Source organism: Cupriavidus sp. 22TCCZM01-5, from assembly GCF_057798915.1.
The window spans coordinates 16,602-42,157 of record NZ_JBYOJR010000027.1; the positions used below are offsets into that span (position 1 = coordinate 16,602).

25 protein-coding genes are annotated in these 25,556 nt (G+C 67.4%); 13 read left to right on the forward strand and 12 right to left on the reverse strand.

Going from position 1 to position 25,556, the window contains the following annotated elements; genetic code table 11:
- Window positions 1–19: 19 nt before the first annotated feature.
- The 3 genes from AC3FNH_RS22555 to AC3FNH_RS22565 form a co-directional block, all read right to left on the reverse strand.
- Entirely contained in the window at window positions 20–1,018 is a 999-nt protein-coding gene (locus tag AC3FNH_RS22555) for a Bug family tripartite tricarboxylate transporter substrate binding protein (protein WP_488721621.1), read from the reverse strand.
- Window positions 1,019–1,111: 93 nt separating this feature from the next.
- Window positions 1,112–3,277: an acetate--CoA ligase family protein gene (locus AC3FNH_RS22560; protein WP_488721622.1), complete on the reverse strand. Its 2,166-nt coding sequence runs from the start codon at window positions 3,275–3,277 to the stop codon at window positions 1,112–1,114.
- Window positions 3,278–3,329: 52 nt separating this feature from the next.
- A complete protein-coding gene (locus AC3FNH_RS22565) occupies window positions 3,330–4,136 on the reverse strand; it encodes an IclR family transcriptional regulator (RefSeq protein ID WP_488721623.1) in 807 nt (268 codons plus the stop codon).
- A gap of 162 nt (window positions 4,137–4,298) precedes the next feature.
- Between AC3FNH_RS22565 and AC3FNH_RS22570 the strand changes: the two genes are divergently transcribed.
- Window positions 4,299–5,297 (forward strand): Bug family tripartite tricarboxylate transporter substrate binding protein, encoded by a 999-nt coding sequence (locus tag AC3FNH_RS22570; RefSeq protein ID WP_488721624.1) that lies wholly within the window; start codon window positions 4,299–4,301, stop codon window positions 5,295–5,297.
- 45 nt (window positions 5,298–5,342) lie between these two features.
- On the opposite strand, the gene phnN is transcribed toward AC3FNH_RS22570, so the two are convergent.
- The 4 genes from phnN to phnF all read right to left on the reverse strand — a co-directional run bounded on the left by phnN (window position 5,343) and on the right by phnF (window position 8,678).
- Window positions 5,343–5,909, reverse strand: coding sequence for a phosphonate metabolism protein/1,5-bisphosphokinase (PRPP-forming) PhnN (gene phnN / locus AC3FNH_RS22575; RefSeq protein ID WP_488721625.1), 567 nt, complete (start codon window positions 5,907–5,909; stop codon window positions 5,343–5,345).
- Complete coding sequence (locus tag AC3FNH_RS22580; protein WP_276101546.1) at window positions 5,906–6,625, reverse strand: DUF1045 domain-containing protein; 720 nt, start codon at window positions 6,623–6,625, stop codon at window positions 5,906–5,908. The genes phnN and AC3FNH_RS22580 overlap by 4 nt, the downstream gene beginning before the upstream one ends.
- Entirely contained in the window at window positions 6,622–7,839 is a 1,218-nt protein-coding gene (locus AC3FNH_RS22585; RefSeq protein WP_488721626.1) for an alpha-D-ribose 1-methylphosphonate 5-triphosphate diphosphatase, read from the reverse strand. Before AC3FNH_RS22585 ends, AC3FNH_RS22580 begins: the two co-directional genes overlap by 4 nt.
- Window positions 7,840–7,943: 104 nt before the next feature.
- A complete protein-coding gene (gene phnF, locus AC3FNH_RS22590) occupies window positions 7,944–8,678 on the reverse strand; it encodes a phosphonate metabolism transcriptional regulator PhnF (protein WP_488721627.1) in 735 nt (244 codons plus the stop codon).
- A 211-nt stretch (window positions 8,679–8,889) separates the two neighbouring features.
- Here phnF and phnG point away from each other — a divergent pair, with 211 nt between their 5' ends.
- The 7 genes from phnG to AC3FNH_RS22625 are packed head-to-tail and all read left to right on the forward strand — an operon-like array spanning window position 8,890 to window position 14,783.
- Entirely contained in the window at window positions 8,890–9,375 is a 486-nt protein-coding gene (gene phnG / locus AC3FNH_RS22595) for a phosphonate C-P lyase system protein PhnG (RefSeq protein ID WP_488721628.1), read from the forward strand.
- 1 nt (window position 9,376) lies between these two features.
- The gene (phnH, locus tag AC3FNH_RS22600) at window positions 9,377–9,994 is read left to right on the forward strand and encodes a phosphonate C-P lyase system protein PhnH (protein WP_488721629.1); all 618 of its coding nucleotides are present in this window, start codon (window positions 9,377–9,379) and stop codon (window positions 9,992–9,994) included.
- 1 nt (window position 9,995) lies between these two features.
- Window positions 9,996–11,132, forward strand: coding sequence for a carbon-phosphorus lyase complex subunit (locus tag AC3FNH_RS22605; protein WP_488721630.1), 1,137 nt, complete (start codon window positions 9,996–9,998; stop codon window positions 11,130–11,132).
- Window positions 11,129–12,025 carry an alpha-D-ribose 1-methylphosphonate 5-phosphate C-P-lyase PhnJ gene (locus AC3FNH_RS22610; RefSeq protein WP_488721631.1) on the forward strand — a complete coding sequence of 299 codons (897 nt, stop codon included), beginning with the start codon at window positions 11,129–11,131 and terminating at the stop codon, window positions 12,023–12,025. Before AC3FNH_RS22605 ends, AC3FNH_RS22610 begins: the two co-directional genes overlap by 4 nt.
- On the forward strand, window positions 12,022–12,798 hold the full coding sequence (gene phnK / locus AC3FNH_RS22615) for a phosphonate C-P lyase system protein PhnK (RefSeq protein WP_276101553.1): 777 nt from the start codon (window positions 12,022–12,024) through the stop codon (window positions 12,796–12,798). Before AC3FNH_RS22610 ends, phnK begins: the two co-directional genes overlap by 4 nt.
- A gap of 2 nt (window positions 12,799–12,800) precedes the next feature.
- Window positions 12,801–13,529 (forward strand): phosphonate C-P lyase system protein PhnL, encoded by a 729-nt coding sequence (gene phnL, locus AC3FNH_RS22620; protein WP_488721632.1) that lies wholly within the window; start codon window positions 12,801–12,803, stop codon window positions 13,527–13,529.
- Between the two features lie 30 nt (window positions 13,530–13,559).
- The gene (locus AC3FNH_RS22625) at window positions 13,560–14,783 is read left to right on the forward strand and encodes an alpha-D-ribose 1-methylphosphonate 5-triphosphate diphosphatase (RefSeq protein WP_488721633.1); all 1,224 of its coding nucleotides are present in this window, start codon (window positions 13,560–13,562) and stop codon (window positions 14,781–14,783) included.
- A 134-nt stretch (window positions 14,784–14,917) separates the two neighbouring features.
- On the opposite strand, the gene ppk2 is transcribed toward AC3FNH_RS22625, so the two are convergent.
- From ppk2 to AC3FNH_RS22640, 3 genes are all read right to left on the reverse strand, one after another.
- The gene (gene ppk2, locus AC3FNH_RS22630) at window positions 14,918–15,745 is read right to left on the reverse strand and encodes a polyphosphate kinase 2 (protein WP_488721634.1); all 828 of its coding nucleotides are present in this window, start codon (window positions 15,743–15,745) and stop codon (window positions 14,918–14,920) included.
- 191 nt (window positions 15,746–15,936) lie between these two features.
- On the reverse strand, window positions 15,937–16,671 hold the full coding sequence (locus AC3FNH_RS22635; RefSeq protein ID WP_488721635.1) for an ATP-binding cassette domain-containing protein: 735 nt from the start codon (window positions 16,669–16,671) through the stop codon (window positions 15,937–15,939).
- Window positions 16,672–17,081: 410 nt separating this feature from the next.
- Window positions 17,082–17,876, reverse strand: coding sequence for a GntR family transcriptional regulator (locus AC3FNH_RS22640; RefSeq protein ID WP_276101558.1), 795 nt, complete (start codon window positions 17,874–17,876; stop codon window positions 17,082–17,084).
- Window positions 17,877–18,517: 641 nt separating this feature from the next.
- On the opposite strand from AC3FNH_RS22640, the gene AC3FNH_RS22645 reads away from it, so the two are divergent.
- Window positions 18,518–18,736, forward strand: a complete 219-nt coding sequence (locus tag AC3FNH_RS22645) for a hypothetical protein (RefSeq protein WP_276101559.1) — start codon at window positions 18,518–18,520, stop codon at window positions 18,734–18,736.
- Window positions 18,737–18,751: 15 nt separating this feature from the next.
- Here AC3FNH_RS22645 and AC3FNH_RS22650 read toward each other — a convergent pair whose 3' ends face one another.
- On the reverse strand, window positions 18,752–19,267 hold the full coding sequence (locus AC3FNH_RS22650) for a hypothetical protein (protein ID WP_488721636.1): 516 nt from the start codon (window positions 19,265–19,267) through the stop codon (window positions 18,752–18,754).
- Between the two features lie 356 nt (window positions 19,268–19,623).
- Here AC3FNH_RS22650 and AC3FNH_RS22655 point away from each other — a divergent pair, with 356 nt between their 5' ends.
- The 4 genes from AC3FNH_RS22655 (at window position 19,624) to gabD (ending at window position 24,663) form a co-directional block, all read left to right on the forward strand.
- On the forward strand, window positions 19,624–21,867 hold the full coding sequence (locus AC3FNH_RS22655) for an NADP-dependent isocitrate dehydrogenase (protein WP_276101561.1): 2,244 nt from the start codon (window positions 19,624–19,626) through the stop codon (window positions 21,865–21,867).
- A gap of 251 nt (window positions 21,868–22,118) precedes the next feature.
- Window positions 22,119–22,448 (forward strand): hypothetical protein, encoded by a 330-nt coding sequence (locus AC3FNH_RS22660; protein ID WP_276101562.1) that lies wholly within the window; start codon window positions 22,119–22,121, stop codon window positions 22,446–22,448.
- Between the two features lie 290 nt (window positions 22,449–22,738).
- Window positions 22,739–22,933 (forward strand): DUF3079 domain-containing protein, encoded by a 195-nt coding sequence (locus AC3FNH_RS22665; protein ID WP_276101563.1) that lies wholly within the window; start codon window positions 22,739–22,741, stop codon window positions 22,931–22,933.
- Between the two features lie 281 nt (window positions 22,934–23,214).
- A complete protein-coding gene (gene gabD, locus AC3FNH_RS22670) occupies window positions 23,215–24,663 on the forward strand; it encodes an NADP-dependent succinate-semialdehyde dehydrogenase (protein WP_276101564.1) in 1,449 nt (482 codons plus the stop codon).
- A 21-nt stretch (window positions 24,664–24,684) separates the two neighbouring features.
- On the opposite strand, the gene AC3FNH_RS22675 is transcribed toward gabD, so the two are convergent.
- Window positions 24,685–25,542 carry a hypothetical protein gene (locus tag AC3FNH_RS22675; RefSeq protein ID WP_488721637.1) on the reverse strand — a complete coding sequence of 286 codons (858 nt, stop codon included), beginning with the start codon at window positions 25,540–25,542 and terminating at the stop codon, window positions 24,685–24,687.
- Window positions 25,543–25,556 lie beyond the last annotated feature (14 nt).

Sequence of the window (25,556 nt, forward strand, 5' to 3'; positions counted from 1 at the left end):
AAGTGGGGACCGTGGCAGCTCATTCCTGGGCCGCACCGCTTGACTTGACCAGCGCGGCCCAGGCGGACACATCGCTGCGCATCTGCGCAGCGAAGGCGCTGCGTGGCTGGGGGGCGTAGCGCATGCCGAGCGTGTCGGCCTGCGCTTTGACGGCAGGATCTTGCATGACCGCGACCGTGGCGCGTTCGAGCTTGTCGACGATCTCGACCGGCGTGCGCGCGGGGGCGAACAGCGCGAACCAGCTGTCGACGCCGAACGCCACGCCCGCTTCGGTAAAGGTCGGCACATGGGGCAGCGCGGGCGAGCGCTCGGAGCCAGTGACCGCCAGCGCCCTCACCTTGCCGCTGCGGATCAGCGGCAGCGTGCCAGCGAGGTCCGACATGGCCACGGGCAGCGTGCCGCCCATTACGTCGGTCAGCATCGGGCTCACGCCCTTGTAGGGGATATGGCGCAGGTGGATGCCGCCTAGCACGTTGAGGCTTTCGCCCGCAAGATGGCCGCCGGAGCCGTTGCCCCATGAACCGTAGGTCAGGTCGGCACCGGGGCGCCTGGCCGTGGCGATCAGCTCGGGCAGGTCGCGGCCGGTAAAGCCGGGGCCGGCGATCAGCACGTTGCCGCCATAGAAAAGCCGGCTGACGGGCACGAAGTCGCGCAGCGGATCATAGGTCAGCCTGGGGAAGATCGCTGGCGCGATCGCATGCGTGGCGGAGATGCCCAGCACCAGCGTGTAGCCGTCAGGCGCGGCGCGCGCGACCTGGGCCGAGCCAATGGTGCCGGTGGCACCCGCCACGTTCTCCACCACCACGGTCTTGCCGAGTTCCCTGGACAGTCCCGCCGCGAGCAGCCGGCCGACCACGTCGGTGCCGCCGCCCGGCGGGAACGGTACGACCAGCCGGATCGGCTTGTCGGGATAGGCGCCGGCGTGCGCAGGGGAAGCTACCCCGCACAGTGCCACGGCGAGCGCGCCCAGTCCGTGCAGCGCCATGCGCCGCGCCGGCAAGTGCGTGTGCATCTGCATGATTGTCTCCTGTCTTGTTTGAGGTACTGCGTCTTGTCGCGACAGCGGCGCCCGTCTGCGCGGGCATCCTGTCCATCGCGTTGCGCGCCGTCGCTATGAAGCGCTGCGACTGTCCGGGCGAAGCGTGACCACCGCGTCAGCGGCGACCAGCCCCTGCGCGGTAACGATAAAAGGATTGATCTCGAGCGTGTCCAGGCGCTCGCCCAGCTCGGCGGCCAGTTGCGACACCGTGGCCAGCACCTGCGCGGCGGCATCGAGATCCACTGCGGGGTTGCCGCGATGCCCTTCGCACAACGCGGCGGCGCGGCAGTCGCGCAGCATCGCGCGCGCTTGTGCGCGTGACAGCGGCGCCAGCCCGCAGGCAGTCTGGCGGAAGATCTCGACGGCAGTGCCGCCGATGCCCGCCAGCGCCACCAGCCCGAACACCGGGTCGCGCCGCACGCCGACCATCACCTCGCCCCAGCCTCGCACCATGCGCGCTACCAGCACGCCTTCGAATGGCACCGGCGCGCCGCTTTCGGTGCGCACCAGGGCGACCGCTTGCGCCATGCGGTCGAAGGCATCGCGCACCGCCTGCGCATCGGCGAGGTTGAGTGCCACGCCGCCGACATCGCTCTTGTGCAGGATTTCGCGCGAGCACAGCTTCACCACCACGGGATACCCAAGGCCCTCGGCAATGCGCACCGCCTCGTCCGCATCGTGCGCAAGCCCGTGCGGAGCTACCGGCACGCCGGCGTCGGCGAGCAGGCGCATGGCCTCGTGCTCGGACAGCGCCGTGGCTCCACGCGGCAGCTCGCGCAGTCGCGCACCGGTCCGCGGCCCGGTCTCTGACGACGTACCCCGGGCGGACTCCAGCTCCGCCGCCTGCGCCAGCGTGGCGACGGCTTCCACGGCGTGACCAGGTTCGCGAAACACCAGGCAGCCGCGTGCTTCCAGCCATTCGCGCTTGTCGTCGTCGACGATGCCGGCCAGCAGCAGCGGTGCGGCATCTGCGTCTTCGCTTAACGCACCGATGGTCTGCTGCAGCGCTGGCCACAGCCGCGGCGCATTGGCGCCACCGGCGAGAAAGGCCGCCACGCAGCCGTAGGCGCCGCTGCGCGCCACGCCTGTGATGGCGTCCATGAACACGCGCGGTTGCGCCACCACCTGCCCCGTCACGTCGATCGGATTGGCGGTGCTGGCGAACGGGATCGCGGTGCGCAGCGCCTCGGCCGCGTCGTCCGGCATCGGCGGCAGCGGCAATCCCAGCTGTTCGGCACGATCGGCCATCATGATGCCCACGCCGCCCGACACGGTGACGATCGCCAGCGGCGTGGCGGCGCCGGTGCGCCCCGCTTCCCGGCGCTGCCAGGCCGCCGGCCGCCGGCCGCGGGACAGCACATAGCCGAGCCGGAAGAACTCTTCGAGCGTATGGGCCCGGTGCACGCCGTAGGCATCGAACACCGCCTGGTACACCGCATCCTCACCAGTCAGGCTGGCCGTGTGCGACTGCGCCGAGCGCGCGCCTGCCGCCGTGGTGCCGACCTTGGTGACCACCACCGGCTTGCCCGCCGCACGCGCCGCGGCCAGCGCCTGGCGCAGGCGCGCGCCGTCGCGGCAGCCTTCGATGTAGGCAAGGATCACGCGGGTGTTCGGGTCGTTGGCCAGCCACGCGATCACGTCGGCAACCTGCAGCCCGGCCTCGTTGCCGGTGGTGACCCAGTGGCTCAGGCCCAGCCCCGCTTCGCGCGCCAGCGCGTACGCATAGGCGCCGAAGGCTCCGCTCTGGCTGACCAGCCCGACTTCACCGACCAGCGGCACGCCGCCAAGCGGGATCGGCGAGAAGGTGGCGAACATGCGCTCGCGCAGGTTCATCGCGCCCAGGCAGTTGGGGCCCAGCAGCGTCACGCCGGCATCGCGTGCGCCGCGGGCCAGCATGTCCTGCATGCGCACGCCGCCCTCCCCGGCTTCCGCGAAGCCTGAGGTGAAGACCACCGCGGCCCGCGTGCCGTTGCCGGCCAGCTGCGCCATCACGTCCTGGCTGGCGCTGGCCGGCACCGCCACGATCGCCAGGTCGACGGGTTCGCCGATCTCCGCCAGCGAGCCATAGGCACGCAGGCCCTGCACCTCGGCAGCGGACGGGTTGACCGGATAGAGGCGCCCCGCATAGCCCAGTTCGCGCAGCAGCCGGATCGGCATGCCCCCCACCTTGTCCGGCTGGGTGGAAGCACCGACCACCGCGATCGAACGCGGGTACAGCAGGGAATTCAGGTCAACCATGTGGCTGTCTCCAGGTCTTGTTTTATGGTTAGTTTCGGCCGGGCCTGGCCGGCTAATAGCGCAGGCCGGTGGCGGCCTCTATGGAGCGCACCATCTCCATCAGCAGCGGCGCCACCTTCTTTTCCATCATCCCGCGCTTCACCTGCGAGCCAGGCACGGCGCAGTTGAACAGCAGCGGGCGGTTCAGGTACTTGATGCGCGAATAAACGCCCACGCCGTACACGCCGACCCCGGCGTCACCCTCGTTGAGCGCGAAGCCGCGCTTGGGGTAGTGCGCGACGTTGTGGCACAGCGTGTCGTAGAACGCGGCGTACTCCTCGGGTCGCTCCTCGCGGGCGGCCACCATCAGGCTTTCGAACTGCGCCTTCGACAAGGTGCACAGGTAGGCCCGGCCCATGGCCGTGCTCAACACCGAGCGCACGGCGCCGGTTCCCGGCCGGGCCGGAGTGCCCTCGTTGTGGGTGCAGGACTGCAAGTAGGTCACGTCGAGCCGGTGCGCCACGCCCATCGACGCGGCACCCTCGATGCGGTCCGCCAGCGCCTGCATCAGTGGCCGGGCCACGTGGCGCACCTGCAGCCCGGCCAGGTACGGGTAGCCCAGCGCCAGCACCTGAGCGCTGACGAAGTACTTGTCGAGCTTGGGATCCCAGTCGAGGTAGCCCAGCTCGAACAGCGTGCGGCAAATGCGCGAGACGGTGGCGCGCGGCAGTTGCAACCGCTGCGACAGCTCGCCGTTGCCGAGCGGGCGCGGCTCGTCGATAAAGCAGCGCAGCAGGGCGAAGCCCTTGGCCAGCAGGCCGCCGAAGGATGGATCGTCGCGGCGGCGTTCGGCAATGAATTGTTCGACTGGCAGGTTCATGGCGTTTTCCTCTTTACCCAGTCTGGACAGCGAGCCATCCAGTGTCAAAAAGCGGAATCAATTTCCAAATATTGGAAATATAGGCTGTCTTATTGACCCATGAGGCGTGCCGCCCATAAGGTTCTCCGGCATCGGGCACAGATTCGAAAAGGAGACAAGAACATGAATAACCGCACCCTGGCACGCCGGCGGCGAGCCTTGCTGATCACAGCCGCGGCCTTGTGCCTGCTGCCGCCTGGCGCAGGCGCCGAGGATGCCTACCCGACCAGGCCGGTGCGGCTGGTGGTGGCGTACCCGGCAGGCGGACTGACCGACACGCTGGCGCGCGCGCTTGCGGATGGCCTCGGCAAGCGGCTTGGCCAGACCATCGTGGTTGAAAACAAGGGCGGTGCGGGCGGCATCATCGGCACAGACCAGGCGGCCAAGGCAGCGCCCGACGGCTACACCCTGCTGCTGACCATCCCTGGCCCGATCACGTCGAACCTGGCGCTATACAAGAAGCTGCCCTACGATCCGCGCACCGACCTGCGCCCGATTTCCGACATCGCCACCGCGCGCACCGTGCTGGCGGTCAATGCCGCCGTGCCGGTCAAGACCGTGGCCGAACTGATCGACTACGCCAAAAAGGAACCGGGCAAGCTGCGCATGGGTTCCTGGGGGCCGGGCACCCAGCCGCATACCATCCAGACCTACATGGCCAGGAAGTACGGCGTCGACATCCTGCACGTGCCCTACCGCGGCGAGGGGCCGATGGTGACCGACCTGCTCGCCGGCCAGGTCAATGTGACCGTCGGCTCGGTCACCGCGTTGCAGCAACACTTCGCCGGCGGCAAGTTGCGGCCGATCGCAGTGACCGGACCGCGGCGCGCCAGGTCTCTGCCCGACGTGCCCACCTTTGCAGAGGCAGGCTTTCCCGACGACGCCTACCGGCTGACCGGCCCGATCACGCTGATGGCCCCGGCCAATACGCCCCAGCCTGTCGTCGACCGCCTCGGCCGCGAGGTCAGCGCGCTGGTGAAAAGCCCGGCCTTCGCCAAGCGTGTCGAAGACATGGGGGCAGAACCGATCGGCAACACCCCGTCCGAGGCAGCCAGTGCCTACACGGCTTACCTGCCGGTGGTGCTGAAGCTGACGGCCGATACCGGGGTCACGCTGGACTGACGCCCAGCCGGAGCGCCTGCCGCAACGAGCGCGTCCGGCCGCCGGTCAGAGGCCGACCAGCCGGGCGAATGCCTGGGTCGAATCTTCCAGCGCGCCGCTGTTGTCGATCTCGACCACGCGGCATTGCGCCGGCACGGCAAAGGACGCATCCGCGCGCGCGAGACGCTGCACGATCGCCTCTTCGGATTCACGGCCGCGCTGGCGCAGGCGCGCGCCCAGCACTTCCGGCTTCACGCGGACATGCACGGCGCAAAGCTTCGGGTAGCGTGCCACCGCATGCGGCAGGTGCTCGCGCGAGCCATTGACGATGACCTTCAGGCCGCGCGCCAGCCACGGCTCGATCTCCAGGCCGATGCCATAGTGCAGGCCATGGCTGCGCCAGTGCAAGGCCATGCAGCCAAGCGCGGCGCGGCGCTCGAACTCGCCAGCGGAAAGGGAGACGGAAGCCTCGTTGGCATCCGCGTCCCGCGTGATGTAGCGATGGGCCACAACCACGCGGTCGCGCGGCCCCAGGCGCGAATGCAGCGCGCGCAGCAGCGAGTCCTTGCCACTGCCCGATGGCCCCATGACATAGAACAGGCCGGTGCCGTCGATATTCATGGGCTGGCTCATGCTTCCAGATAGGCGGTGCCGGCTCCGTCCACCACGCTGCCGTCGAAGCGGTAGTGCCTGCCGACGACGAAATCTTCACCGGCCTCCGGCTGGACGAATACGCTGATGCCGTCCACATGCAGCGGCGTTTGCAGCAGCTCCTGGCAATCGGCGGATAGTCTTGCCAGCGCGGCAACGGCATCCACGGCCGCAAGCATGCCCGTCAGCGTGATATGGAACTTGAAGGTGTCGAAGACATAGGGATAGCCCCAGGCTTCCAGCATCTGGCGCTGCGCGGCCGTGAGCTGATGCGGACGGCGGCGGGCGACTTCCTCGGCGGTCGCGGGCGCGCGGAACGGCTCGAATGCCTGCACGCAGGCATCGGCCAGTGCGTGTGTTGCGCGTGCACCGGCCGTGTTCTCGTCCAGGCACCAGGCCACGAAGCCACGCAGCTCACGCAGGACCAGCGGTGCATCGATCGCGTTGTGTTCCCTGGCAAACGACCGGGCAGCCGCGTCGAGCATGGGCGCGCTGGCGCCCGTCGCCAGCCTGAACGGCGGCTTCAGGGTGGCATGCAGGCCATAGTGCGCGGGCGCGTCGATCCATGCCCGCGGCCGGTCCGGATGAGGCAGCGCGGCGCCGGTGTCGGCGTCGCGGCCGAGCCACTGGCTGCCGAACGTACGGAACGGCTCTCCGGGGGCGAGGTAGATGGCGTAGCGATGGGCTTGCATGATCACGCTGCCTTGCTGTCGTTGCCGGCCAGGCCCGCGCCGGAAATATCGGTCATGGGCAGCGGCATGGCGGCATGCTTCAGATGGCCGCCAACGATCGTCGCGACCACGCGCGGCAGGCCGGGCTGGCGGTCATCGACCACGATCGCGTCGGCGCGCAGGCCGGGGACCAGGGTGCCGCGGTCACGCAGGCCCGCGGCGCGCGCCGGATTGCGCGATACCAGCTTCCAGGCTCCGGGAAGGTCCACCACGCCAAGCTGCACCAGCTTGAACGCGGCCTGTAGCGGGGCCGGATAGTAGTAGTCGGACGCCAGCACCGTGCACAGCCCCGCCGATACCATTTCGGTGGCATTGGGCGCACCGGTATGGCTGGTGCCGCGTACCACATTGGGCGCGCCGAACACGACGTCATCGCCGAGCTGGCGGGCCAGGCGCGCGGTCTCGACCGACAGCGGAAATTCCGCGATGCTGCAACCCTGCCCGTGGTAGCGCTGCCGCGTGGCAAGGTCCGGGTCGTCGTGCGATGCCACGGGCAGGCCCGCGCCGCACGCCGCGGCAATCAGGCGGGACATGGCGGCCGGTACGTCTTGTTCGTGGCGGCTGGCCGCGCGCAGACGGTTGCGGAAGGTTTCCATGTCGCACTCGGCGCGCTCCGCGTATTGCAGGACCTTGCGGTCGTCGCCGATGCGGCGGACCATGGTCGGCAGGTGGTCGTTGATGGCCAGCAGCCCGACGCGCCCGGCTTCCATCCAGGCAAGTGCCGTCTCCACGCCGTCGAGATGGTAGGCCTCGAAGCGCAGGTGGACCTTGTGCGAGGCGCCGAGCACCGATCCGAGCTGGGCCAGTGCTTCAAACATGCGCAGTGCGTAGGCCTCGCCGCGCAGCCCGCCTTCCCATGACAGCGTCACGCCGTGGAACTCGGTGGTGATGCCATGCGCGAGCAGCTGGCGGTCCACATCGAGCAGCGCGCCCGCGTACGGGAAGCTCACGCCGGGGCGCGGCATCACGGCGCGCTCGAAGGCATCGCCATGGAGATCGACGATGCCCGGCAGCACGAGCAGGTCGCCGGCGTCGAGACACGGCCCCGCCTGCGGCATCTGCTGCGCCACGCAGCCGTCATGGAACCCCAGCGTGGCCGGGACGATGGCGCCCGTGCCCAGCACGCGGCGGCCTGTGATCCCCGCGAGCGGGGCCGTGGTAGCTTGGCTAGTGATATGCATAGGCGATACGTTAGTTCTGGTACATGACAGCCGGATGTCTAGACCAATGCGACAAGGCGCCGTCGTTCCCGGCGGTCACGGAATGCTTCAGGATCGCCGGCATGCTACTCGCTGTCGGAAACCGTGAGCTGCACCCAGTCTCCGGCAAAGCGGGTCATGCTGTACTGCAGCGGCGCACCGTCGATATCGACGTTCAGCGCCTCCACCTGCAGCACCGGGCGTGTCTTGGGCTGGTTCAGCAGCCGCGCGACCGGCTCGCTCGGCATCGACGCCGTGATGCGCGACCATTTGCGCGTGTAGTCGGCAATGCCAAAGTGTGCGAGCGCGCGCGAAATCGACAGCTTTTCGCGCAGCTGCTCGGCCAGGCCGGGAAAGCGCTTGTTGTCGAAATAGTGCTCGGCGACGTCGATGGTGCGGTCTTCGGCCTTGCCGATCATCTGCACGTGCAGGATGTCCGCGGTGCGCGGCAGGCCCAGGTGCCTGGCGATGTCGGGCGCGCGCAATACCCGGCTGTCCAGCATCTCGACGTGCCCGCGCATGCCCTGCGCGGCGAGGTTCTGCGAAAAGCGCGTGCGGCGCCCGATCGCATAGTCGATCGCGTGTTCCTGCACGAAGGTGCCACGGCCCTGCTCGATCCGCACGAGGCCGCTCAGTTCCAGCTCGCCCATGGCGCGGCGGATGGTGTGGCGGTTGACGGCGAAGCGGCTGGCCAGCTCCGGTTCCGGCGGCAGTTGTTCACCGGGGCCATAGAGCTTGTTGCGGATGTCCGCTGCCAGCGCCTCGCCAATCTGGCGCCATACCGCGACGCCGGAACCCCGTTCCACTTCTCGATCAGACATTGTCTTGCCTTGCCCTTTGTCATCAAGCATTCATCGGAGCGGATTTCACTACCGGCTCCGGTCCGTACCCGTGATTGTGCCTCAGCCCCGCCTTCGCACGGTCGAGTCCGAGCATCGGCCGGGTCCGTCACGAAAGCTTCATACCAGTATGTTCTAGTGTCGCCGTGCTGATACTGCTAACATCTAAACGTATAGACGTATAGGGGTGACGATGCAAGACGATACCACGGCGGACGCCAACGCAGCCCGTGCTGCGTGGCTGCGCATCCTGGCGCTGGCGCCGCCGGATGCGCTCGATGCGGCCTACGCGCAACTTTCCGGTCCAGGCGGCCTGCCCGCCCACCGCCTGCTGCGCAAGCCGGAAGCCGGCATGGCCATGGTGCGCGGCCGTGCCGGCGGCACTGGCGCCCAGTTCAACCTTGGCGAAGTCACGGTGACGCGCTGCGCCGTCGTGCTCGAAGGCGGAACCGCGGGCGGCACGGCGGGCGTCGCCTACGTTCAGGGCCGCGGCACGCGCCACGCCGAGCAGGCGGCCGTGCTGGACGCCCTCCTTCAGCGCGCCGACTGGCACCAGCGCGTGCAGGAAACGGTGCTCGGGCCGCTCGCACGGGCCCAGGCCGAACGGGCCGCAAGCCGCGCGGGCGCTGCCGCACAGACGCGCGTGGAGTTTTTCACCATGGTTCGCGGAGAAGACTGACATGCAACCGCTCCAACCCACCACCGCCGCGGCGAGCGCCTCGCTGTTGCCCGGCTTCGGCAATCCGGTCGAAGATGCCCAGCAGGTGTTTCGCGCCACGCTCGATGCCATGGCCCGGCCCGGCACCGTGCAGCCGCTGCCCGCGACAAGCGGCGTGCCGGAAGGCCTCTCGCCGGCCCAGGCCGCGCTGCTCCTGACGCTGGCCGACGCCGATACCCCGGTCTGGCTGCCGGCAGGCGTGCCCGCTGCGGTGCGGGCCTTCCTGCGCTTTCACTGCGGCTGCCCGCTGGTGGACGACGTCGGCGCTGCCACCTTTGTCTGCGTTCCCGCCGACCATGCGCAGCCACCCCTGGCCGCTTGTGCGCAGGGCGAGCCAGCCTACCCGGACCGGTCGGCGACGCTCATCGCGGAAGTCGCGTCTCTTGCCGACGGCGAATCGCTGACACTGCGCGGCCCCGGCATCGAGACCACGCAGCGTCTGCATGTCAACGGCCTGCCCGACGGCTTCCGCGCAAGCTGGCGCGCCAACCACGCCGCGTTCCCGCTAGGCGTGGACCTGCTGCTGACCAGCGGCGACCAATTCTGCGCGCTTGCGCGCACCACGCAACTGGAGGACTGACATGTACGTAGCCGTCAAGGGAGGCGAGCGTGCCATCCTCAATTCCTACCAGAGGCTCGATGCCTACCGCCGCGGCGATACCGCGGTGCCCGAGCTGACGCTGGCGCAGATACGCGAACAGATGCCGCTGGCGGTCTCGCGCGTGATGGCCGAGGGCTCGCTGTACGACCCGCACCTGGCGGCGCTGGCGCTCAAGCAGGCCGCGGGTGACCAGATCGAAGCCATCTTCCTGCTGCGCGCCTACCGCACCACGCTGCCGCGCTTTGGCTACACCCAGCCGGTCGACACGGGCAAGATGCGGCTTGAGCGCCGGATCTCGTCGACCTTCAAGGATGTCCCCGGCGGACAGGTGCTCGGCCCGACCTACGACTACACGCAGCGCCTGCTGGACTTCTCGCTCGAAGCCGGGCGCGACCCGGAGCCGCTGGCACCGTCGCCCGAGCCGCTGGCGTCCGACATGCCGCGCGTGACCGCACTGCTGGAGGCCGACGAGCTGGTCGAGGCCGATGCCATCCCTCCGGGCGACCCCGCCCCGCCCGACTTGACCCGCGAACCGCTGACGCTGCCCGCCGGCCGCGCCGCGCGCCTGCAGAACCTGGCGCGCGCGGACGAGGGCTTCCTGCTGTCGATGGGCTACTCGACGCAGCGCGGCTACGGCAACTCGCACCCGTTCGCAGCCGAGATCCGCTACGGCACGGCCGAAGTCGAGCTGTTCGTCGAAGAGCTGGGCTTTGCCGTGACCATCGGCCAGGTCGATCTGACCGAATGCCAGATGGTCAGCCAGTTCACGGGCAACGCCAGCGAGGCGCCGCGCTTCACGCGCGGCTACGGCCTGGTGTTCGGCTACGGCGAACGCAAGGCCATGTCGATGGCGCTGGCCGACCGTGCCATGCGCGCCGCCGAGCTTGGCGAAGCCGCCGATGCGCCGGCCAATGACGTGGAATTCATGCTCTACCACAGCGACAACGTCGAGGCCTCCGGCTTCGTGCAGCACCTGAAGCTGCCCCATTACGTGGACTTCCAGGCCAACCTGGAACTGCTGCGCCGCCTGCGCGCGGAGCAGGAATCGGCGCGGCCCGACGCCGCGCCGTCAGTTGCCGCACCCGCTACCCAGCCCCAGGAGGAGACGCTGGCATGAGTCAGACCCACGCTACCGCCGCGCCGGCCGCCGTGGCCCGCGACGACCACTACAACTTCGGCTACCTCGACGAGTCGACCAAGCGCATGCTGCGCCGCGCGCTGCTCAAGGCCGTGGCGATCCCCGGCTACCAGGTGCCGTTCGGCAGCCGCGAAATGCCGCTGCCCTATGGCTGGGGCACGGGCGGCATCCAGGTCACGGCCGCCATCATCGGCACGCAGGACGTGCTGAAGGTCATCGATCAGGGTTCGGACGACACCTCCAACGCCATCAATATCCGCCGCTTCTTCGGCCGCGTGACGGGCGTGAAGACGACCGAACGCACGGCCGAGGCCAGCATCATCCAGACCCGCCACCGCATCCCCGAATCGCCGCTGCGCGCGGGCCAGGTGATGGTGTTCCAGGTGCCGATTCCCGAGCCGCTGCGCTGGCTGGAGCCGAGCGAACGCGAGACCCGCACCATGCATGCGCTCGCCGAGTATGGCTCGATGCACGTCAAGCTCTACGAGGACATCGCCCATCACGGGCATATCGCCACCACCTACGACTATCCCGTGATCGTCAACCAGCGCTACATGATGCGGCCCTCGCCGATCCCGAAGTTCGACAACCCGAAGCTCGACCGCAGCCCCGCGCTGATGCTGTTCGGCGCCGGGCGCGAGAAGCGCGTCTATGCGGTGCCACCGTACACCTCGGTCAAGAGCCTGGATTTCGCCGACCACCCGTTCACCGTCGAGAAATGGAGCCACCGCTGCGCCCAGTGCGGCGCGACCGACAGCTTCCTCGACGAGATCATTACCGACGACGCCGGCGCGCGCATGTTCGTGTGCTCGGACACGGAGTACTGCAGCGACCGCGTCGCCGCGCAGCAGGCCGAAGGAGCCGCACAATGAGCGCCACCCCGCTGCTTTCCGTCCGCCATCTCACGCGCACCTGGGACGGCGTGCACGGCTGCCATGACGTGAGCTTCGACCTCTACCCCGGCGAAGTGCTGTGCGTGGTGGGCGAATCGGGCTCGGGCAAGAGCACGCTGTTGCAGGCCTTGTCGATGCAGGCACCGCCGCAGCGCGGCAGCGTCAGCTACGACATGCGCGAGAGCGGCTTGACCGACCTGTCCACGCTTTCAAGCGCGCGCATGCGCCTGCTGGCGCGCACCGACTGGGGCTTCGTGCGCCAGCACGCCCGCGACGGCCTGCGCATGCAGGTCAGCGCCGGCGCCAATATCGCCGAACGGCTGATGGCTGTCGGCGAGCGCCACTACGGCGACTTGCGCGAGATCGCGGGCGCCTGGCTCGAAAAGATGGAAATCGACCTGGCGCGCCTTGATGACGTGCCCACCACGTTCTCGGGCGGCATGCAGCAGCGCCTGCAGATCGCGCGCAACCTGGTCACCCACCCCCGCCTGGTCTTCATGGACGAGCCGACCGCGTCGCTCGATGTCTCGGTGCAGGCGCGCCTGCTTGACCTGCTGCGCCGCCTGGTGACCGACCTCGACCTGGCCGCCATCCTCGTCACGCACGACCTGGCCGTGGCGCGCCTGCTGGCGCACCGCACGCTGGTCATGCAAGGCGGCCGCGTGGTGGAGCAAGGCCTGACCGACCAGATCCTCGACGACCCGCAGCATCCGTACACGCAGCTGCTGGTTTCGTCCATCCTGCAAGGCTGACCATGACGCACGCCGAACCCAAGCAAACCATGATCGAGGTCCGCGGCCTCGGCAAGATGTTCACGCTCCACAACCAGGGCGGCATCCGCCTGCCTGTGCTGCGCGCCATCGATTTCGACGCGGCTGCCGGCGAGTGCCTGGTGCTGTCGGGCCCGTCGGGCACCGGCAAGAGCACGCTGCTGCGCTGCCTGTATGGCAACTACCTGGCCACCGAAGGCACCATCCGCCTGCGCGATGCCGCCGCGCCGGACGCGCCGTGGGCCACGCTCAGCCACGCGCCCGAGCAAGTCATCCTGAGGCTGCGCCGCGACGTGATCGGCTATGTCAGCCAGTTCCTGCGCGCGATCCCGCGCGTGGCCGCGCTCGACGTGGTGGCCGATCCGCTGCAGCAGCGTGGCACCGGCCGCGACGAGGCCCGTGCCCGCGCCGCCGCGCTGCTGGAGCGCCTGAACCTGCCGCGCCGGTTGTGGGACCTGCCGCCGGCCACGTTCTCGGGCGGCGAGCAGCAGCGCGTGAACATTGCGCGCGGGCTGATCGGCGGACACCCGATCCTGCTGCTCGATGAGCCGACTGCCTCGCTGGATGCCGACAATCGCGCCGTGGTGGTGGAGCTGATCCGCGAGGCGCTGGCCGAAGGCCGCTGCCTGATCGGCATCTTCCATGACGACGCCGTGCGCGAAGCCGTCGCCACGCGCCTGCTGCCGCTGCAGCCGGCCGCCGCCATCGCCTGATTACCCTGCCAACCGATACAGGAACCGGACATGTCTTCCACCTACCTGACGCACGCCACCCTGGTACTGCCCGACCGCGTGCTGCCCGACAGCGCCCTGCTGATCGAGCATGGCCGCATTGCCGCGATCGAACCGGCAGCGCATGCCGTGCCGGCCTCCGCACAGGTCTTCGACCTGCGCGGACACACCGTGATGCCCGGCCTGATCGATGTCCATTCCGATGCCATCGAAAAGGAAGCCGAGCCGCGCGCGGGCGTGATGTTCCCGCTCGATTTCGCCGTGGCCCAGGTGGACCGCCGCAACGCCGCCGCCGGCATCACGACGCCGTACCACGCGCTGTCGTTCGCGAGCAACCAGTTCGGCGTGCGCAACAACGACACGGCTGCCACGCTCGTGCGCACCGTGGCCGCTTACCGCAGCCACAGCCTGGTCGACAACCGCATCCATTGCCGCTATGAAGTGACCGACGCCAGCGCCGTGCCGGTGCTCGAAGCACTGATGGCCGAAGGCGTGGTCGACCTGCTCTCGGTCATGGACCATTCGCCCGGGCAAGGCCAGTTCAAGACGCTGGACGCCTACCTGTCGTACATGATGGGCAACCATGGCATGAGCCGCGAGGAAGCCGCCGACGCCGCGCACAAGAAAACCGCAGAGCTCGAAGGCGCGAACGAGCGCGTGCAGCGCCTGCTGGCGGCGGCACAGGGCCTGCGGATCCCGACGGCCAGCCACGATGACGATTCCCCGCAGCGCATTGCCGCCATGCACGCGCTCGGCGTGCGCATGAGCGAGTTCCCGATCAATGTCGAAACGGCTCAGGCCGCCGCCGAGCGGGCGTTGCCGACCATCCTAGGGGCGCCCAACGTGCTGCGCGGCAAGAGCCAGAGCGGCTCGATGCGCGCGATCGACGCCATCCATGCGGGCGTCGGCCATATCCTGTGCTCGGACTACCAGCCGTCGACGCTGATCGCCGCCGCCTTCGCCGCCGCGCAACAGGCGGGGCTGCCGCTGAACCAGGCCCTGGCGCTGGTCACGGCCAATCCGGCCGATGCCTGCATGCTGGCCGACCGTGGCCGGCTGGTGCCCGGTGCGCGCGCCGACGTGATTGCGGTGGCGGGCGTAGCGGGCCAGCCGCTGGTGACGCATACCTGGTGCGCGGGCCGGCTGGTGTTCTCGGCCGGCTATCCGGCGGTGCAGCACGCGCGCGTCCACGCGCCGGTGGCGGTGCCGCAGGCGGCAGAGCGCGAGTTAGCCTGACAGGCCGGCGCCCGGCGTCGTTGCCGTCAGCCGCAGCGCCTCGCACGCGTTGTGGGCCACGACGCCATCCGGCTGCTGCCAGGCGAGGATCCGGGCGGCCTTCCGGGCCGTACTGCGGTACCAATACCGCCGGACTAGAAGCGCTCCGGCACGCGCCGGTACGGATAATCCGGCTCTTTGTAGCCTTCCGTTTTCTGCCGGGCCGGCAGTTTCGGCTTTTTACGGGGGACCGCTTCATACGGAATACGGTCCAGCATATGGCTGATGATGTTCAGCCGGGCGCGCCGCTTGTCGTCGGAGCGGGTCACGAACCAGGGCGATTCGTCAGTGTCCGTCGCCGCGAACATGGCATCGCGCGCGCGCGAATAGTCATACCAGCGCGAGTACGACTTCAGGTCCATGTCGGTCAGCTTCCAGGTCTTGCGCTGGTCGTTAATGCGATCCTGCAGCCTGCGCGTCTGCTCTGCCTCGCTGACTTCCAGCCAGTATTTCAGCAGCACCACGCCCGACTGGATGATGGCCTGCTCGACCAGTGGCACAGCACGCAGGAAGTCGTCCACCTGCTCGTCGCTGCAAAATCCCATGACCCGTTCCACGCCGGCCCGGTTGTACCAGCTGCGGTCGAAGATCACGATTTCTCCGGCGGCGGGCAGGTGGGGGATATAGCGCTGTATATACATCTGACTCTTTTCGCGCTCGGTTGGCGCCGGCAGCGCCACCACGCGGAACACGCGCGGACTCACGCGCTCGGTCATGGCCTTGATCACGCCGCCCTTGCCGGCGCCGTCGCGGCCTTCGAACAGGATGCAGACCTTGGCGCCGGTAGCCTTGACCCAGTCCTGCAGCTTGACCAGCTCGACATGCAGCCGGTACAGCTCCTCGTCGTACTGCTTGCCCGTCATTTTCCCGCCGGCAACGCCGGCATCGTGTGCTTCGCGCTCTCCCTGCTTCTTCTTGCCCATGCGCAGTCTCCGGTGGATGACCGGCCCGATCGGCCTTCTATTACTTTGGTGCGTCGAACGCCATAGGGCAAGTCTTCGTTGCGCGGGCGGGCGTCCAGGGCGGAAATCCCGCCTGCTGGTATAGCGCTACGGCGGTACGTCGCGCAGTCCGGCTTCGCTGACGGCCACGTCGACCGGTGGACGCCTTGGCGTCATGGCGGCGCCGGTTCCCTGCCGCCCTGCTCCGTGGCGGGCGCCTTGACGCTCTCCCTGGCAGCGGCGCTGCTGGATGCGAGCAGCTTGCCGTCTGCCAGCACCAGTACATCGTCCGCCACCATCGCGGCATGGGGCATGGCACGCTCGGCCATCAGCACTGTCACCGCGTCGGTACGCAGGCCGCGGATCGTGGCTGCCATGCGTGCCGCCTCCGCGGCATTGAGGCCCGCCATGATCTCGTCGAGCAGCAGCAAATGCGCGCGCGCTGCGATGGCGCATGCGAGCGCCAGGCGCTTGCTGAGTGCCGGCCGCAGACTGGCAGCGGCCTTGTCCAACTGGAACTCCAGGCCCAGCCGTCGCGCCACTTCGTCCGCCTGCGCGCGTGCGACATGGTGGCCCCGTACATGCGCTTGCGCGCCGAGCGCAATGCAATCGCGCACCGTCCGGGCGCCTGCCGCCCGTCCGGGGGGACCGACATAGCGCACCCCCAGCCGGGCCAATGCATGAGGGGACATGCCGGCAACGCTTTGCCCGTCTATCTCCACGGTGCCGCTGTACGGCGACAGCTTGCCCGCCAGGATGCCCAACAGCGCCGACTTTCCCGCGCCGGCCGGGCCCACCAGTGCCGTGACGCGTCCGCGGCCGACGGCCAGCCGGACGTTGTCCAGCACGGCACGGCCGTCAAGCCAAAGGCTCAGCGCGTCGGCGGCAATGATGACGTCCCGCTTCATGCGCGAGGCTCCGCGGCCGCGCACGGCATGGGCACCACGCACCGGACGGGCCCGCAAGGACCATGCAGCGCGGGACTCCGCAGGAACTGCGTGTAAAAGACGCCGGCCGCTGGCGCCGAAGCGGCAAGCGCGGCAATGACTGCCAGACGGCCGCGCATCCGCTCGATGCGCGGCGCCCCGGCTCCACCCCGGTTGTCGCGTCCCGCCACGCGGCGGGCCCCGTAGCGCGACAAGTACCGCCGCCACGCGCGGGGCAGTCCCGCGGCAGCAGACACAAGGATGCAGCACTGGCAGCCAGCCTTGCCGGCAAACAGGAATTCGGGAAAGCGGGAAGGCGCACGCGGCGCGTCCCCCGGGCGCCGGGCCGGATCATGAATGTTCATGCCTGCCCCGCTTGCGCCGCCACCGGCTCACCGCACACTGGCCGTGATATCGCCGGCCAGCCAGACCCACGCGGTGGCCTCGCCCACGCGCGTGAGCGCCATGCGGTAGGCATGGCAATGCGGCCGGTACAGGCCCCGAAGCCACTGGACCGGATAACCGTCAATGTCCCGCACGACCCGCACCACGGACAGCAGTGCCGCGCCCACCGGCTCTTCCAGCAGCGGCGCCGAGACCGCGTCTGCCGCGCAACTCGACAACAATTGCTCGGCGTCGCCGATGCGTATGCCGCCTTGCTCAAGCAGCGAGAGCATGGGCTGTTGTTGATCGAGGTCATGCGGCGTCAGCAACGGCGCCATATGGGCAGGCAGGTAGGTTGTGATCAGCGATGCCGGCTTGCCCTGATGGCAGCGCAGCCCCATGACCCGCAGGGCTTTCTGTCCCTCCGCCAGCGACAGGCCGGCGGCGGCATCGGCCGGGCATGGCTCCAGCCCGTACGCCAGCATGCGCACGGTGGTCTGCGCCGCCGAGGCAATCAGGCTGTCCAGCGGCCCCTGAATCGACGGCTCCATTTCCGCGCGGCTCGGGTGGTCAAGCTTGACGAAGGTGCCTTGCCCGGGCCGCCGATAGACCATGCCTTCCCTGACCAGCTCAATGATGGCGCGGCGCACCGTCACCCGCGCCACCTGGTATTGCTCCATCAGCCTGAGTTCAGGGGGCAAGCCGCATCTGTCATAGAGCCCGCTCACGATCTGGTGGCGCAGCGCCACGTAGATCTGGTGGTAGCGGGGCATCGGCGAACGGGGTGAGCTGTCCATCATCATTTTTTGGGTTATCCGGGAGCGTTGCTGCGGTCGTTATCTCGCGACGGCAATACCCGGCCACGACAGACCCGGCTTCTGGCTGCCATGCATTTCAAAGACCGGTGAATCGTCGGAATGACGATAAAGGTATATCAGTCGCTATTCCCGTCTCAATAGGACATGAAGTAGGACATCCTAGTCATTTACCCCAATGCACCCAGTTGACTACAAAATTTCGTGCTGTCAGTCTTTCCGCCACGTTATTTCATTTATCACCGAATCTACGCAACAAGATGCATGCGTCTCAGGCGCTTTGACCTGGTATCGACAAGAGCTTTTTCAAATGTCGATTTGTGAAGGGTAGATATTGTTTCAGGCCATTTTGACGGGTTTTTGATACCGAACCCTGTCGATAGGCTGTGAGTTTCCGTGCGAATGGCCAGCCACGGCGATCGGATTATCGCGTAGCGATGAAGTCATTTATTTGGGGAGATATGGCCCGGGAATACAGAACAGAAATTGCACACAATTTCTGCTGGGCGTTTTCCAGTCCGCATTTCTCCCTGGGCTTGTCGTCGCGATGGCTGCAGCGACCTCCTATACTGAAAATGCTGCAGTACAGCATTTTCAGTATCCAGGGAACCACCATTTCGGAGTCAGCTATGTCCCTATGCGCGCTCTGCCAGGCGCTGGTCGACCGCCCCGGCCATTTTCCACCCCACCCCCGACTGGTCAAGTGCGGCCAGGTGCGTACGGCCACGGGGCAGAATGCATTCGCGTACCGGTGCGAAGACTGCGGCCAGGCCATTCTGCTCACGGCTGCCCATGAGGACGCGCCCGACCGCTGGGTGCTGGCGGATGACGAATCCGGCAACGCCTGAGCGCTGCCGGTGCCCCTACTTTCCGCTGTCGCGCGCGTCGCCGCCAAGCGGATCCACGATGATCATGGTGCGGTCCAGCACGCCCCGATCGTCGAAATAGGCGCTGAAGTGAGCCGGCTGGTAGCCGGCGACGTACAGGCGGTACGACCACGCTTCCCGCTTCATCAGCGGGTAATACTGCACCGGTTCACGCGGCATGCCGAAGCGCTCGGCCACATCGCGCTTGGTCCAGACACCGGGGCGCGCGGTGTAGATCTCCTCCTCCGTCAGCATCTGGCGAAAGTTCGTCAGCTTGCCGCCCGCATCGAAATCCGCGGCGTAGACCATGAAGCCCAGCGGCTGCTTTGAGTAGATCCAGCGGCTGGTGCCGTCGCTGAGCGGGTAGGTCTCCGTGGGCTTGCCAAAGGCGCCGCGCACGCTGGCCTCGGAACTGCCGATCATCTTCTGGCCGGTCTCGACCGGCTGCAGCGTTGCGCAGGCGCTCAGCACGAGAGCGGCGGCTGCCAGCCAGCTGCCATTTCGGAATTGCATAACCTTTCTCCAGTGCGGGCCCGCGCCGTGGCACCCGCGGCCCACGAACTCAGCATAGTCGCCCGCCGCACAATCTGCCCGGCGGCTCCAGGGGTAAACGCTTGGCGATGCCAAAATAATTCCGGCCGGGCGGCGTGACATCGGGAATTTGGCCTCGCCTGCCAAATGTGACCGGTTTGACACCCGATTTTCGCACCAAATTTGGGCGTGCCGGCAATTTCCGCGCAAGAAATGCGGTGGAAGTCAGCCGCCTGAAAGCAAAGTCAGGCAAAATTCTGTGTTTGCCGGGGGCCGAATGGTCCGGTCCCCGGCGCGTGGTTCTATTCTTTGACATCCCCCCGATCCAGAGGCAAGCAATGAGTACGCAGCAACCCACCATCATCTACACCCTGACTGACGAAGCCCCCCTGCTGGCGACCAGTGCTTTCCTACCCATCATCCGCACGTTCACCAAGCCGGCCGGTGTTGAAGTCGCGACCAGCGACATCTCGGTAGCCGCCCGTATCCTCGGCGAGTTTCCCGAGTTCCTGGCCGAAGAACAGCGCGTTCCGGACAACCTGGCCGAACTGGGCCGCCTGACCCAGCTGGAAGACACCAACATCATCAAGCTGCCGAACATCAGCGCATCGGTGTTCCAGCTGGTCAACGCCATCAAGGAACTGCAGTCCAAGGGCTACAAGGTTCCCGACTACCCCGAGGACCCGAAGACCGAGGAAGAGAAGGCCATCCAGAAGCGCTACTCCAAGTGCCTGGGCAGCGCCGTGAACCCGGTCCTGCGCGAGGGCAACTCCGATCGCCGCGCTCCGGCCGCCGTCAAGAACTACGCGCGCAAGCACCCGCATAGCATGGGCGAGTGGAGCATGGCCTCGCGCACGCACGTGGCCCACATGAAGCACGGCGACTTCTATCACGGCGAGAAGTCGATCACGCTGGACAAGGCGCGCGAAGTCCGCATGGAGCTCCTGACCAAGAGCGGCAAGACCATCGTGCTGAAGCCGAAGGTCGCGCTGCTGGCCGGCGAGGTCATCGATAGCATGTTCATGAGCAAGAAGGCCCTCCTGGCCTTCTATGAAGACCAGATGGAAGACGCGCGCAAGACCGGCGTCATGCTGAGCCTGCACGTCAAGGCCACGATGATGAAGGTGTCGCACCCGATCGTGTTCGGCCACGCGGTCAAGGTCTTCTACAAGGACGCCTTTGCCAAGCACCAGAAGCTGTTCGACGAACTGGGCGTGAACGTCAACAACGGCCTGGTCGACCTGTACACCAAGATCGAGGCGCTGCCGGAATCGAAGCGCGAAGAAGTCATCCGCGACATGCACGCCTGCCATGAGCATCGCCCGGAACTGGCGATGGTGGACTCTGCCAAGGGCATCTCGAACCTGCACGCACCGAACGACGTGATCGTCGACGCCTCGATGCCGGCCATGATCCGTATCGGCGGCAAGATGTGGGGCGCCGATGGCCGCACCAAGGACACCAAGTGCCTGATCCCGGAATCGACCTTCGCCCGCATCTATCAGGAAATCATCAACTTCTGCAAGACCAACGGCGCCTTTGATCCGGTGACGATGGGTACCGTGCCGAACGTGGGCCTGATGGCGCAAAAGGCCGAAGAGTACGGCTCGCACGACAAGACCTTCGAGATCCCCGAAGACGGCGAAGCCCGCATCGTCGACAACGCCACCGGTGAAGTGCTGACGGCCCTGACGCAGAAGGTCGAGACGGGCGACATCTGGCGCATGTGCCAGGTCAAGGACGCGCCGATCCGCGACTGGGTCAAGCTTGCCGTCACGCGCGCGCGCAACTCGGGCATGCCGGCCGTGTTCTGGCTGGACCCGTACCGTCCGCACGAGGCCGAGCTGATCAAGAAGGTGGAAACCTACCTGAAGGATTACGACACCAAGGGCCTCGAGATCCATATCATGTCGCAGGTCCGCGCCATGCGTTACACGCTCGAGCGCGTGATCCGCGGCCTGGACACCATCTCGGTGACCGGCAACATCCTGCGCGACTACCTGACCGACCTGTTCCCGATCATGGAACTGGGCACCAGCGCCAAGATGCTGTCGATCGTCCCGCTGATGGCCGGTGGCGGCATGTACGAAACCGGTGCTGGCGGTTCGGCGCCGAAGCACGTGGCGCAGCTCGTGGAAGAAAACCACCTGCGCTGGGACTCGCTGGGTGAATTCCTGGCGCTGGCCGTGTCGCTGGAAGAGCTTGGCATCAAGTCGGGCAACGACAAGGCGAAGATCCTGGCCAAGACGCTGGACGCCGCCACCGGCAAGCTGCTGGACAACGCCAAGAGCCCGTCGCCCAAGACCGGCCAGCTCGACAACCGCGGCAGCCAGTTCTACCTGGCCATGTACTGGGCCCAGGAACTCGCCGCGCAAACCGAAGACGCCGGCCTGGCAGCGACGTTCGCGCCGCTGGCCAAGCAGCTCACCGACAACGAGAAGACCATTGTCGGCGAACTGTCCGACGTGCAGGGCAAGCCCGTGGACATCGGCGGCTACTACATGCCGGACGCTGAAAAGCTGTCCGCCGTGATGCGCCCGAGCAAGACGCTGAACGCAGCCCTGGCATCGGTCCAGGCCTGATCGGCACATCCGACCCGCGGGCACCGACGGTGCCTGCCAGGAGCCGGAGGTTGGCATTTCCTGATGCCGCCTCCGGCTTTTTTTGTTTCTTTTCGCCGCCGTGTCGACGTTCGCAGAAATTCAAAATATTTGAATAAGACATCCTGAGCAGACCCCGGAAGCATCGGGATCTCTGGCCTATAGTTGCTTACACGAACGACACACCTGAAACAGGAAGCGTTCTGAAAAATTCAACCAAGCCGGAGATCATCATGTCGAGCACTACCGTTGTCCGTACCGTTGCTTCCGCCCTTCTGCTGTCGCTCGCCGCGGCAGTCGGCGTTGCCCATGCCGCCCCGTCGACGAGCACGCACGCCGGGGATCGCTATGGCTACGAGTTCCGCGTGCGCAATGCGGATCCGTATAGCGACGGCGCCCGCTTCGTCGCCGATGCCCATGCCGGCGACCGCTACGGTTACCAGTTCCGGACAGCAGACCCCTACACCGACGGCGCCCGCACGGTAGCCGGCCTGGAGCGCAGCGGCGTTTCGGCCAGCCCGGCGCGCAGCTTCGACCCCTACAGCGACGGCGCGCACGCCTGACGCAGGCGCCCATCGCGAAACGAGCGAAACGAGACAGGAGATCCCCATGACCGTTCGTGACAACGCACTGATCCTGGCCGGGTGGGTGGTGCTTTGCCTGGGCAGCGGCGTGCTGACGAAGCTGGCGGCCCAGGTGCTCTCCTTCTGAGCCGCTTGCAGCATTCAGGCTGAACGCTTCGTTCGGTGGCGATCCTCGCGACTTGATTTACGGCAAACGAGGCACGGCATCGGCGCGCCATACTGATTGCCACATTCTCGTTACATCGGCACAGGGTCGCGTGCCTGTCACCATGGCAAAGAAATTCCCGCTGCATCCGAGCCATCCCGAGCGCATCTGCTGGGGCTGCGACAAGTATTGTCCGGTGGACGCCATGGGCTGCGGCAATGGCTCGAGCCGCACCCAGCATCCTGCGGAGTTGCTCGGCGACGACTGGCTGGAGTTTGGCGACTGGGGCATCGAGCCCGATCGTCCGAAGGCCAATTGATGCGGCCCCTGGCGTGCTGTATCGGGCCTTGAGACCATTGTCGTGCCGCAGAGCCGCCTAGCCTTCCAGGCCCGGTCACAACGCAGCTTGCCGCGTCAGGCTGGCGTGTTCCGTGCTTGAAGCCAGACACCTGACATCTTATCGGCGGGATTCCAGCCGTCGCCGGACAGTGGTGGCCCGCAAGCACCACACCGGGCTGACCCGCCAGGCTGCGCGGTGCCGATTACAATGCTTTGATCGCGCCATCCCCTACCGGCAGTCTTTTCAACGGACGAACGATCATGCTGAAGCTCCAAGACCCCACCCTGCTGCGCCAGCAGTGCTATATCGACGGACGCTGGACCGACGGCGAACGCCACATCGACGTTACCAACCCGGCCACGGGCGAGCGCGTGGCGCAAGTGCCGCAGTTCGGCGCCGCGGAGGCCCGCCAGGCGGTCGAGGCCGCCAACCGCGCGCTGCCGGCGTGGCGCGCGCGCCTGGCCAAGGAACGTTCGGCGCTGCTGCGCAAGTGGTTCGAACTGATCCTGGCCAACCAGGATGACCTGGCGCGCATCATGACCGCCGAGCAAGGCAAGCCGTTTGCCGAGGCCAAGGGCGAGATCGCCTACGCGGCGTCGTTCATCGAATGGTTTGCCGAGGAAGGCAAGCGCGTTTACGGCGAAACGATTCCCGCGCCGGTCAGCAACCAGCGCATCGTCGTGACCAAGGAGCCTGTGGGCGTCTGCGCGGCGATTACCCCCTGGAACTTCCCGGCAGCCATGATCACGCGCAAGGCCGGCCCGGCGCTGGCCGCCGGCTGCACCATGGTAGTCAAGCCAGCGTCGCAAACCCCGCTGACGGCGCTGGCACTGGCGGCGCTGGCGGAGCGGGCCGGTATCCCGGCCGGTGTCCTGTCGGTGATCACGGGCTCGGCGGGAGCCATCGGCGGCGAACTGAGCAGCAACCCGCTGGTGCGCAAGCTGACGTTCACGGGTTCCACCGAGGTAGGCCGCGTGCTGATGGCGCAGACCGCATCCACCATCAAGAAAGTGTCGATGGAACTCGGCGGCAATGCGCCCTTTATCGTGTTCGACGATGCCGACCTGGATGCCGCGGTCGAGGGCGCCATCATCTCCAAGTACCGGAACGCCGGCCAGACCTGCGTCTGCGCGAACCGGATCTATGTGCAGGACAAGGTCTACGACGCATTCGCGCAGAAGCTGGTGGCAGCAGTCGCCGCGCTGAAGGTCGGCAATGGCATGGACGAAGGCGTGCGCATCGGCCCGCTGATCGATGAGAAGGCCGTGGCCAAGGTCGAAGAGCATATCGCGGATGCGCTTGGCAAGGGCGCGCGCGTGTTGCAGGGCGGTCATCGGCACGGGCTTGGCCATACGTTCTTCGAGCCGACCATCCTGGCCGACGTCGCGCCCGGCATGCTGGTCGCGCGCGAAGAAACCTTTGGTCCGCTGGCGCCGCTGTTCCGCTTCACGACCGAGGACGATGTCGTGGCCATGGCCAATGACACGGAGTTCGGCCTGGCCAGCTACTTCTATGCGCGCGACCTCGGCCGCGTCTGGCGCGTCTCGGAGCGGCTCGAATACGGCATGGTCGGCGTGAACACGGGGCTGATCTCCAACGAGGTCGCGCCGTTTGGCGGCGTGAAGCAGTCCGGTGTCGGCCGAGAGGGCTCACACTACGGCATCGAGGACTACCTGGTGATCAAGTACACCTGCATGGCCGGCATCTGACCGGCGCCCGCCGCGCGGCGGTTAGCGCTTGGCATTGGCGCGGGCCGCGCGGCGGGCCAGGTTCGGCCACTCGCCGGCATCCGGCCGGCAGGTCTCGCGGAATCGTTCGAGCTGTTCGTGGAAGCGCCGCATCAGCTCGAACTGGTAGGCTGCGTGCTCGAAGCTGAAACGGGTACCGAACTCATAGAGCGCGCTCTCGGCAGCGTGCGAGAGGCGCTCCAGCCGCTGGGCCAGCGCCCGTCCTTCCACGCTGCGGTGCCGCCGCAAGCGCCAGCTCAGGGCCTCCTGGCCATCTTCCAGCAGGCTCTGGTCGAGGTAGCCCAGGCAGCCAGCCGCCGCGCGTGCCTCGTACATGGCGCAAAGGTAGGCACAAAGCACCGACAGGCGCCGGTTCATTTCCCCCCCGCGCAGCAACAGGTCGCGCGCGCCGGCCCGGAAGCGCTCGGCGGTGCCGTGGTCGGTCTCCGCCCCGGCCTGCTGCGCATACTCTGCCAGCGGACGAACGCCCAGCGACAGCCCCGGCGGCAACACGCTGGTGATGCGTTCCGCCAGCCCGGTCTGCAGCGCGCCGTCCAGTTCGCAGCAGCTTGCGCAGTCCGCGTCGACATAGAAATCCAGGCTGGCCCGGCGCCCCGGTCCCGTGGTGATCACCGCGTGTGCCGGCCTCTGGCCGGCACTTTCCAGTACCTCCAGGCCAACCCGCACGCATCGCTCACGCTCTTCATCGCCGCCCAGCGCGTTGACGATGTCCCGCAACCTCATGGGCGCGGTGAACTCGGTACGGGCGATCGGCAGCAACGTCGGTCCGAGCCTGTGCAAGGCGCCGGCGTGCGCCGGCGGCAGTAGCGTCTCGGGATAAACAGATCCATTGCCTGTCATGGGGCCTCCGGTGT

What these genes read in the sequence shown, in the direction of transcription:
- AC3FNH_RS22555 (WP_488721621.1), bottom strand. Translation starts at nt 1,018, where the DNA reads ATGCAGATGCACACGCACTTGCCGGCGCGGCGCATGGCGCTGCACGGA.
- AC3FNH_RS22560 (WP_488721622.1), bottom strand. Translation starts at nt 3,277, where the DNA reads ATGGTTGACCTGAATTCCCTGCTGTACCCGCGTTCGATCGCGGTGGTC.
- AC3FNH_RS22565 (WP_488721623.1), bottom strand. Translation starts at nt 4,136, where the DNA reads ATGAACCTGCCAGTCGAACAATTCATTGCCGAACGCCGCCGCGACGAT.
- AC3FNH_RS22570 (WP_488721624.1), top strand. Translation starts at nt 4,299, where the DNA reads ATGAATAACCGCACCCTGGCACGCCGGCGGCGAGCCTTGCTGATCACA.
- phnN (WP_488721625.1), bottom strand. Translation starts at nt 5,909, where the DNA reads ATGAGCCAGCCCATGAATATCGACGGCACCGGCCTGTTCTATGTCATG.
- AC3FNH_RS22585 (WP_488721626.1), bottom strand. Translation starts at nt 7,839, where the DNA reads ATGCATATCACTAGCCAAGCTACCACGGCCCCGCTCGCGGGGATCACA.
- phnF (WP_488721627.1), bottom strand. Translation starts at nt 8,678, where the DNA reads ATGTCTGATCGAGAAGTGGAACGGGGTTCCGGCGTCGCGGTATGGCGC.
- phnG (WP_488721628.1), top strand. Translation starts at nt 8,890, where the DNA reads ATGCAAGACGATACCACGGCGGACGCCAACGCAGCCCGTGCTGCGTGG.
- phnH (WP_488721629.1), top strand. Translation starts at nt 9,377, where the DNA reads ATGCAACCGCTCCAACCCACCACCGCCGCGGCGAGCGCCTCGCTGTTG.
- AC3FNH_RS22605 (WP_488721630.1), top strand. Translation starts at nt 9,996, where the DNA reads ATGTACGTAGCCGTCAAGGGAGGCGAGCGTGCCATCCTCAATTCCTAC.
- AC3FNH_RS22610 (WP_488721631.1), top strand. Translation starts at nt 11,129, where the DNA reads ATGAGTCAGACCCACGCTACCGCCGCGCCGGCCGCCGTGGCCCGCGAC.
- phnK (WP_276101553.1), top strand. Translation starts at nt 12,022, where the DNA reads ATGAGCGCCACCCCGCTGCTTTCCGTCCGCCATCTCACGCGCACCTGG.
- phnL (WP_488721632.1), top strand. Translation starts at nt 12,801, where the DNA reads ATGACGCACGCCGAACCCAAGCAAACCATGATCGAGGTCCGCGGCCTC.
- AC3FNH_RS22625 (WP_488721633.1), top strand. Translation starts at nt 13,560, where the DNA reads ATGTCTTCCACCTACCTGACGCACGCCACCCTGGTACTGCCCGACCGC.
- ppk2 (WP_488721634.1), bottom strand. Translation starts at nt 15,745, where the DNA reads ATGGGCAAGAAGAAGCAGGGAGAGCGCGAAGCACACGATGCCGGCGTT.
- AC3FNH_RS22635 (WP_488721635.1), bottom strand. Translation starts at nt 16,671, where the DNA reads ATGAAGCGGGACGTCATCATTGCCGCCGACGCGCTGAGCCTTTGGCTT.
- AC3FNH_RS22640 (WP_276101558.1), bottom strand. Translation starts at nt 17,876, where the DNA reads ATGATGATGGACAGCTCACCCCGTTCGCCGATGCCCCGCTACCACCAG.
- AC3FNH_RS22645 (WP_276101559.1), top strand. Translation starts at nt 18,518, where the DNA reads ATGTCCCTATGCGCGCTCTGCCAGGCGCTGGTCGACCGCCCCGGCCAT.
- AC3FNH_RS22650 (WP_488721636.1), bottom strand. Translation starts at nt 19,267, where the DNA reads ATGCAATTCCGAAATGGCAGCTGGCTGGCAGCCGCCGCTCTCGTGCTG.
- AC3FNH_RS22655 (WP_276101561.1), top strand. Translation starts at nt 19,624, where the DNA reads ATGAGTACGCAGCAACCCACCATCATCTACACCCTGACTGACGAAGCC.
- AC3FNH_RS22660 (WP_276101562.1), top strand. Translation starts at nt 22,119, where the DNA reads ATGTCGAGCACTACCGTTGTCCGTACCGTTGCTTCCGCCCTTCTGCTG.
- AC3FNH_RS22665 (WP_276101563.1), top strand. Translation starts at nt 22,739, where the DNA reads ATGGCAAAGAAATTCCCGCTGCATCCGAGCCATCCCGAGCGCATCTGC.
- gabD (WP_276101564.1), top strand. Translation starts at nt 23,215, where the DNA reads ATGCTGAAGCTCCAAGACCCCACCCTGCTGCGCCAGCAGTGCTATATC.
- AC3FNH_RS22675 (WP_488721637.1), bottom strand. Translation starts at nt 25,542, where the DNA reads ATGACAGGCAATGGATCTGTTTATCCCGAGACGCTACTGCCGCCGGCG.